At 68.6% G+C, this 7,489-nt stretch carries 8 protein-coding genes; 5 read left to right on the forward strand and 3 right to left on the reverse strand.

Annotated features, from left to right (window positions below):
• Positions 1-1,119, reverse strand: a 1,119-nt coding sequence (locus tag VFX99_RS07105; RefSeq protein WP_329665604.1) for an NAD(P)/FAD-dependent oxidoreductase, incomplete at its 3' end; no start/stop codon positions are given.
• A gap of 165 nt (positions 1,120-1,284) precedes the next feature.
• Here VFX99_RS07105 and VFX99_RS07110 point away from each other — a divergent pair.
• On the forward strand, positions 1,285-1,947 hold the full coding sequence (locus tag VFX99_RS07110) for a helix-turn-helix transcriptional regulator (RefSeq protein WP_329665605.1): 663 nt from the start codon (positions 1,285-1,287) through the stop codon (positions 1,945-1,947).
• 21 nt (positions 1,948-1,968) lie between these two features.
• On the opposite strand, the gene VFX99_RS07115 is transcribed toward VFX99_RS07110, so the two are convergent.
• Positions 1,969-2,859, reverse strand: a complete 891-nt coding sequence (locus tag VFX99_RS07115) for an alpha/beta fold hydrolase (RefSeq protein WP_329665606.1) — start codon at positions 2,857-2,859, stop codon at positions 1,969-1,971.
• A gap of 73 nt (positions 2,860-2,932) precedes the next feature.
• On the opposite strand from VFX99_RS07115, the gene VFX99_RS07120 reads away from it, so the two are divergent.
• From VFX99_RS07120 to VFX99_RS07135, 4 genes are all read left to right on the forward strand, one after another.
• Entirely contained in the window at positions 2,933-3,481 is a 549-nt protein-coding gene (locus tag VFX99_RS07120) for a TetR family transcriptional regulator (RefSeq protein WP_329665607.1), read from the forward strand.
• Positions 3,482-3,540: 59 nt separating this feature from the next.
• Positions 3,541-4,233 carry a response regulator transcription factor gene (locus VFX99_RS07125; protein ID WP_329665608.1) on the forward strand — a complete coding sequence of 231 codons (693 nt, stop codon included), beginning with the start codon at positions 3,541-3,543 and terminating at the stop codon, positions 4,231-4,233.
• 87 nt (positions 4,234-4,320) lie between these two features.
• Complete coding sequence (locus VFX99_RS07130; protein ID WP_329665609.1) at positions 4,321-6,027, forward strand: sensor histidine kinase; 1,707 nt, start codon at positions 4,321-4,323, stop codon at positions 6,025-6,027.
• A 121-nt stretch (positions 6,028-6,148) separates the two neighbouring features.
• Positions 6,149-6,436, forward strand: a complete 288-nt coding sequence (locus VFX99_RS07135; RefSeq protein ID WP_329665610.1) for a WXG100 family type VII secretion target — start codon at positions 6,149-6,151, stop codon at positions 6,434-6,436.
• 62 nt (positions 6,437-6,498) lie between these two features.
• On the opposite strand, the gene groEL is transcribed toward VFX99_RS07135, so the two are convergent.
• A partial coding sequence (groEL, locus tag VFX99_RS07140; RefSeq protein WP_329665611.1) for a chaperonin GroEL occupies positions 6,499-7,489 on the reverse strand: 991 nt, incomplete at its 5' end.

Raw genomic sequence — 7,489 nt, forward strand, 5'->3', positions numbered from 1 at the left:
CCACACGTTGACGTTCATGCCGGCCACGATCCGCCGGCGGTCGACCCAGAACGCGACGAACTCGCGCGCCCCGCGATCGCCGCGCACCACCAGCTGCGCGCCGGCCATGAGAGGGGCGTACCCCGACAGCTCCATGCTCAGGTCGAACTGGTCGGTGTAGAAGTACGGGATGTCGAGAAAGGATGCCGGCATGCCGAGCATCGCGCGAGCCGCGACCGGACCTGCGTGCAGCGCATTCGCCCAGTGCTCGCTGCGCAGGTGCCGCTGGATGACCGGGTGGTAGGCGTTGGCGGCATCCCCTGCGGCGTAGACGTCGGGAGCACCGGTGCGCAGCGACGAATCGGTGAGGATCCCGTTGTGGATGCGGAGCCCGGCCTTTTCGGCGAGGGTGGTATTCGGCGCTGCCCCGACGCCGATCAGCACGATGTCGGCAGGCACGACCTCGCCATCGACGACCACGCCCTCGGCGCTTTCGCCGCCGATGATGCGCTCGACGTTCACCGACGTGCGCAGGTCGACGCCGTGCTCCAGGTGAAGCGCTCGGAAGACCTCGCCCATCTCGGCGCCGAGAGCCAGCGCGAGCGGCACCGGGTCCCGTTCCAGAACCGTGACGTCGTTGCCCAGCTCGCGGGCCGTCGCACCGACCTCCATGCCGATCCAACCCGATCCGATGATGACCAGCCGCCTGCCACCGGCGCGCAGCTGCGCGGCGAGGTCGTCGGAATCGTCGAGTCGGCGGAGAGTTCGCACCCCGGGCAGCTCCGTGCCCGGGAGCGGTAGGGAGCGCGGCGTCGCGCCCGTCGCCAGCAGCACGGAGTCGTAGCCGAGAACCGAATCGTCGTCGAGGATCACCTCGTGGGCGGAGGGGTCGAGACCAACGGCCCGCGTCGCGGTCCGCAGGTCCATGCCCTCATCGGCATACCACTCCGCCGGCTGGAGGATCACGGCATCCAGACCCTCCTTGCCCGCGAGGTACCCCTTCGACAGCGGTGGGCGCTGATAGGGCGGGTGCGCCTCCTCGGTGACGATCGTCACGTCGCCGTCGAAGCCCTCTTTTCGGAGCGTCTTCGCGGCGGTCCCGGCCGCGACTCCCCCGCCGACGATCACGATGTGAGTCATGTCCGCTCCTTCCGGCTCGATCAGATCCCGGATGCCGCGCACCGGCGCCGCAGTCGGTGGCGGGTCGCCGCCGCACCTGGGAACGCCGTGTCTCGGCCGCTGAGCCTGACGATAGGACTCGTGCATTCTTCTGTCAAGAATGCTGTTTTTAGATATGCTCGCGCTATGACGAGCCTCGGACGCAACGACGTGGATGCCCTCGCGGCGCTCGGTGAGCCCGTACGTCGGAGCCTCTATCGTGCCGTGGTCGACGCCGGATCGCCGCTCAGCCGCGATGACGCGGCCGCGGCGGTCGGCATCCCGCGCAGCACCGCGGCCGTCCATCTCGGCCGACTGGTGGAGGCCGGTGTGCTGACCGCCGAGTATCGCCGGCTGTCCGGGCGCACCGGCCCTGGCGCGGGGCGTCCGACGAAGCTCTACAGTGCGGCATCCGGCGATCTGCTGGCGAGCATGCCCGAGCGTCACTACGAGCTGGCCGGCGAGCTGCTGGCCTCAGCGGCCGAGCGAGCCGACCGCGAGGGAATGACGATGCACGCCGCGCTCGGGGTCGAGGCCCACCGCACCGGCACGGCGATCGGCGCTGCCCACGCCCCGCTCTACAACGCGCTGGTCGCGTGCGGGTATGCACCTCGAGACGACGGTGCCGGCGGCATCCGTTTGGAGAACTGCCCCTTCCATGCGCTGGCGGCTCGCCACACTCAGCTCATCTGCTCGGCGAACGTCGAGCTCGTGCGCGGCATGGCCGGCGCCGCGGGCGACGATCGCGAGGCCGTTCTGGAGCCGCGGGACGCTCATTGCTGCGTCGCCCTGCACCCGCGCAGCGCGTGACCGGCGCGGTGCAGCCTGCGATCAACCCCCGGGCAGCTCGAGGAACGACCGCAGTCGCCGGGCGACCTCGACGGGATTGTCGTCCACCAGGAAGTGGGCGCCGCCGGGCACGAACTCGATAGTCAGGTCGGTCGCGTCCTCCGGAGAGACGTGCAACGCATCATGCGGAATCAGGTTGTCGTCGGCGCCGAACAGCACAAGGGTACGTGTGCGCAGCACCCGGCCGTGGTAGGTCCCGCGGAGGACGTTCATGAAGCCCGGCAGGATCACGCGCCGGTAGAGCTTCGATGCGGCTCGCGCCTTGGCCGGGTCTCGCAGGGCAGCCACATATGCCTCGACGTCGTCGTCGGGGATCGTCCCCACCTCGAACGATCGCAGGAGCCAGTACGAGAGTCGCTGTCGACCGCGCGACAGCAGCCGCGGACCGAGCCCCGGCGTTGCGATGACCCACTGGAACCACAGGTGCGGCATGGCGCGCATCATGGCACCGGCGAGCTTCGGCGTCATCCGGATGTAGGGCGCGGGCACGGCAATGGCCACGAAGCTGCTTACGCGATCGGGATGGAGCAGGCAGAGGTCGAAACCGACGAGCGCGCTCCAGTCGTGCGCCACCAGCGCGACGCGGTCGATACCGAGAGCATCGAGCAGCCCGATGACGTCCGCGACGAGAGTGTCGGCGTCGTAACCCCCCGGCGGTGCGTCGGTCTGCCCGGCGCCACGCAGATCGGCAGCGATCACGCGTGCGCTGCGGCTGAGATCGGCCATCACTCTGCTGAACTCGCGGGAGCTCTGCGGGAATCCGTGGAGCAGCAGCACCGGCGTTCCGGAACCAGCCTCGACAACGTGCATGTTGAGGCCGGCCACCGTCACCATGCGCTGGGAGACGGCCCCGGCATCCATCTTCTCGTTCATGGCGCGAGGATACTACTTCTGTAGTGCCGTGTCACTACTTTCGTAGTAAGCCGGTTGAGCCTATCGTCGACGTGTGAGCACGACACGCGACAGAGCCTTGGATGCCGCCGTCGAACTGGTCGGCGAGCAGGGCATCCGCGCCCTCACACACGCGCGCGTGGACGAGCGTGCGAGCTTGCCGAAGGGATCGACGTCGAATTGGTTCCGGACTCGCGACGCGCTGGTGGCGGGTGTCACGACGTGGATCGCCGAGACGGAGCGTGCCGAGTTCGCGGCCGGCGGGGCACTCGAGATCACGACACCTGATGAGCTGATCGATGCGCTTTCCGGGTTCATCGTCGCCCAGACCGAGGTATTCGCACCTCGGACCCGAGCGCGCTATGCCATGTTCCTCGAGGGCAGGCGCGACCCGACTCTGCTTGCACCCCTCCTCGAGCAGCGCGGGTTGTACGTCGAATGGACGACCGCCCTGCTCGGGCACATCGGTGCGGCCCATCCGGCGGAGGCCGCCCGCATGCTGATGGCGGCTGGGGACGGTCTCGTGTTCCACCGACTCACCGTCGACCCCGACGCCGAGGTGCGTCCGGTCGTCGAGCGCGCCGTGCGCGCGTGCCTGGACTGATCGGGGCCGCTCCGGCCGATATCCAGACAGGGCATGGCTTCGGTGGCCATAATGAGGGCATGACCGCACCGCGCATCCTGGTCGTCGACGACGAGCCGAACATCCGCGACCTGCTCATCACGAGCCTTCGATTCGCCGGGTTCCAGGTCAGGGCCGTCTCCAACGGTGCCCAGACGATCTCGGCTGTGCTCGAGGAAGAGCCCGACCTGATCATCCTCGACGTCATGCTCCCCGACATGAACGGCTTCAGCGTGACCAAGCGCCTGCGCGGAGCCGGCTACACCGCACCGATCCTCTTCCTCACCGCCAAAGACGAGACCGAAGACAAGATCACGGGCCTGAACGCCGGCGGCGACGACTACGTCACCAAGCCGTTCAGCCTCGACGAGATCGTCGCTCGCATCCAGGCGATCCTGCGCCGCACGATGCAGGCCGACGAGGAGTCCGTCATCCGGGCAGGTGAGCTGACGATGGATCAGGACACCCACGACGTCCTCGTCGGCGAGGCATCCATCGATCTCAGCCCGACCGAGTTCAAGCTTCTGCGCTACCTCATGCTCAACCCGAACCGGGTGTTGTCGAAGGCGCAGATCCTCGACCACGTGTGGGAGTACGACTTCAACGGCGACGCCGGAATCGTGGAGAGCTACATCTCGTACCTGCGCCGCAAGATCGACCCTCACTCCTCCGAACCGCTCATCCAGACCAAGCGCGGCTTCGGGTACATGCTCAAAGCCGGCAAGACCGCCTGACGCGGTCCCTGATCCAGAGGGGCCGCCCTGGCGAACAAGACGGATGCGGTCACCCGAGGGTGGCGTGGCCTCAGCCTGCGCGCGAAAGTGACGGGGGTCACGGTCGCGGTGCTTGCGATCGGCCTGTTCGCCACCGGCGCCGGAGCGACGGTCTTCTTCCGCAATGCGCTCATCGCGAACCTCGATTCCCAGCTCGACCAGTTGGTGCGGACGGATGTCGCGAGCAGTCTGCTCGACATCGAGGTCGTCGGCGGGGACGTGCAGTTCACGGAGAAGACCGAAGCGCCGCCCACCGACTACTTCATCGCGATCTACTCCCCCGTCGCGCCCGGTGCGTTCCAGATCAGCGCGGGCGGGGCGGGCGGACCGTCGCCGGACTTCCCCGAGACCTACGCGCTGGAGACCACCATCACCCGCGGGACCGAGCCCTTCGCGCTGGAGGACGCCGAGAGCGGCGCGAAGTTCCGCGCGAGCGTGGCGCCGGTGGAGGTGCGCGGGATCACCGGCTTCTTCACGCAGATGGTCGCGCTGCCCATGTCGACCGTCAATCAGACCGTCGGCACGTTCCTCGGGATCTACAGCATCCTCGCGGTGATCACCATCATCAGCGGCGCGCTGCTGACCCGGTGGCTCGTGACGCTCACCTTCCGAAGTCTCGGCCAGGTCGAATCCACCGCGATGGCGATCGCGGCCGGCGACTTCAGCCAGCGGATGACCGACATCGAGCCGACCACGACCGAGGTCGGCCGGCTCAAGACCGCGATCAACACGATGCTCGGCCGGGTGGACTTCGCGATCTCGCAGCGCGACTCCTCGGTGAAGCAGATGCGCCGCTTCATCGGCGACGCGAGCCACGAGCTGCGCACACCCCTCGTCACGGTGCGCGGGTACGCAGAGCTCTACCGGATGGGCGCGATCTCGGGCGACGACGATGTCGGGCAGGCGATGGACCGCATCGAGAAGGAGGCCGTGCGAATGGGGGTCCTCGTCGAGGACCTGCTCGCGCTGGCGCGCCTCGACGAGCGTCGTGACGTCGTGGTCGGACCCGTCGACCTGCGGCCGATCGCTCGGGATGCCGCGCTGGACGTGCGCGCGACCTCGCCGCTTCGTCCCGTCACGGTGTACGACACGACCATCGAGTACGTGCCGGTTCCCACCCCGTCGGCCGAGGAGCCGCCCGACTCGGTCGAGAGCGCCCGCCGGAGAGCAGGCCCCCCGACCTCGGCGATCGCCCGCGCCGGCGGCGGTGCGCTCTCGCTCCTGCGGCGCAAACCCCGCCCGGTTTCTGCAGCCTCGGCATCCGCTGTCGGCGAAGCGCCGTCCGCCGTTCCGGTCGCGTCGGCCGCCGTCGGGGTGACGACTCCCCCGATCGTGATGGGCGACGAGAACCGCATCCGGCAGGTGGTCGCCAATCTGCTGGGAAACGCTCGCCGCTTCACCTCGGACGACACGCCGATCGATCTGCGGGTCGGCGTCGACGCTGAGGCGGGCATGGGGTGGATCGAGGTCGCCGACCACGGCGAGGGCATCCCCGAGCAGATCCGCGACCAGATCTTCCAGCGCTTCTGGCGCGCCGACACCTCGCGCGCTCGGGAGACCGGAGGGACCGGGCTCGGGCTGTCGATCGTCGCCTCGATCGTGGAGGCGCACCACGGGACGGTGACTGTGACGGATACGCCTGGCGGCGGAGCCACTTTCCGCGTGGCTATCCCGCTGGCTCCGGCGCGCGACACCTCGGAGGACGTGATGCTCGAGACGAAGCCGCTCGATCGCGTGGAGCCGTCGACCGAGTGAACGCCGGTTCCTCCCCAGCGCCCGCGGCGTCCGTCCGCGTCGACAGGCGCCGGGTCTGCGGCGCACCACCGCGGCTTGCGCTCCTATCGTGAGGACTCCACTGACCGAGCAAGGAGTTCCCATGGCCGTCTTCTCCGTCGACAGCGACGCCGTACTCGCCACCACCGCCGCAGTGCGCGGCACGATCGACCGCCTGCAGGCCGAGACGCAGGCGATGCTCGTGCAGCTCACGCAGCTGCAGTCCAGCTGGACGGGCAGCGCGTCGGTCGCGTTCTCGACGGTCGTGGATCAGTGGCGCGCCACGCAGCGCAACGTCGAGGACAGCCTGGCGGGCATCAACACCGCCCTCGCCACCGCCGGGCGCCAGTACGCCGACGCCGAGCAGGCGTCGATGAGCCTGTTCCGCTGACCGCGGTGCCGACGCAGAAGAGCCCCGGCCGAAGCCGGGGCTCTTCTGTCTACAGCGTGGGCTTAGAAGTCCATGCCACCGGTCGGGTCGCCGGCCGGAGCCGACGCCTTCTCCGGCTTGTCAGCCACAACGGCCTCGGTCGTCAGGAACAGCGCGGCGATCGATGCAGCGTTCTGCAGCGCCGAGCGCGTGACCTTGGCCGGGTCGATGATGCCCTGAGCGAAGAGGTCGCCGTACTCGCCGGTCGCGGCGTTGAGGCCGTGACCCGCAGGCAGCTCCGCGACCTTGTTCGCGACGACGCCGGGCTCGAGACCGGCGTTGAGCGCGATCTGCTTGAGCGGGGCCTCGATGGCGACGCGGACGATGTTGGCACCGGTCGCCTCGTCACCCTTGAGGTCGAGCGTGTCGAAGGCGATCTTGCCGGCCTGGATGAGCGCGACGCCACCACCGGGGACGATGCCCTCCTCGACGGCCGCCTTCGCGTTGCGAACGGCGTCCTCGATGCGGTGCTTGCGCTCCTTGAGCTCGACCTCGGTCGCTGCGCCGGCCTTGATGACGGCAACGCCACCGGCGAGCTTCGCGAGGCGCTCCTGGAGCTTCTCGCGGTCGTAGTCGCTGTCGGTGTTGTCGATCTCGCGACGGATCTGGGTCACGCGACCCTCGATCTGCGCGGGCTCGCCGGCACCCTCGATGATGGTGGTCTCGTCCTTGGTGATGATCACCTTGCGGGCGCGGCCGAGCAGGTCGAGGGTGGCGTTCTCAAGCTTGAGTCCGACCTCCTCGGTGACGACCTGACCACCCGTGAGGATGGCGATGTCCTGCAGCTGCGCCTTGCGACGGTCACCGAAGCCGGGAGCCTTGACGGCAGCCGACTTGAAGATGCCGCGGATCTTGTTGAGCACGAGAGTCGCAAGCGCCTCGCCCTCGACGTCCTCGGCGATGATGACGAGCTCCTTGCCGTCCTGGATCACCTTGTCGACGATCGGCAGAAGGTCCTTGATGTTCGAGATCTTCTGGTTCGCGATCAGGATGTACGCGTCCTCGAACACGGCC

The sequence above is a fragment of the Microbacterium sp. genome (assembly GCF_036277215.1).
In the GTDB taxonomy this organism is placed as follows: domain Bacteria; phylum Actinomycetota; class Actinomycetes; order Actinomycetales; family Microbacteriaceae; genus Microbacterium.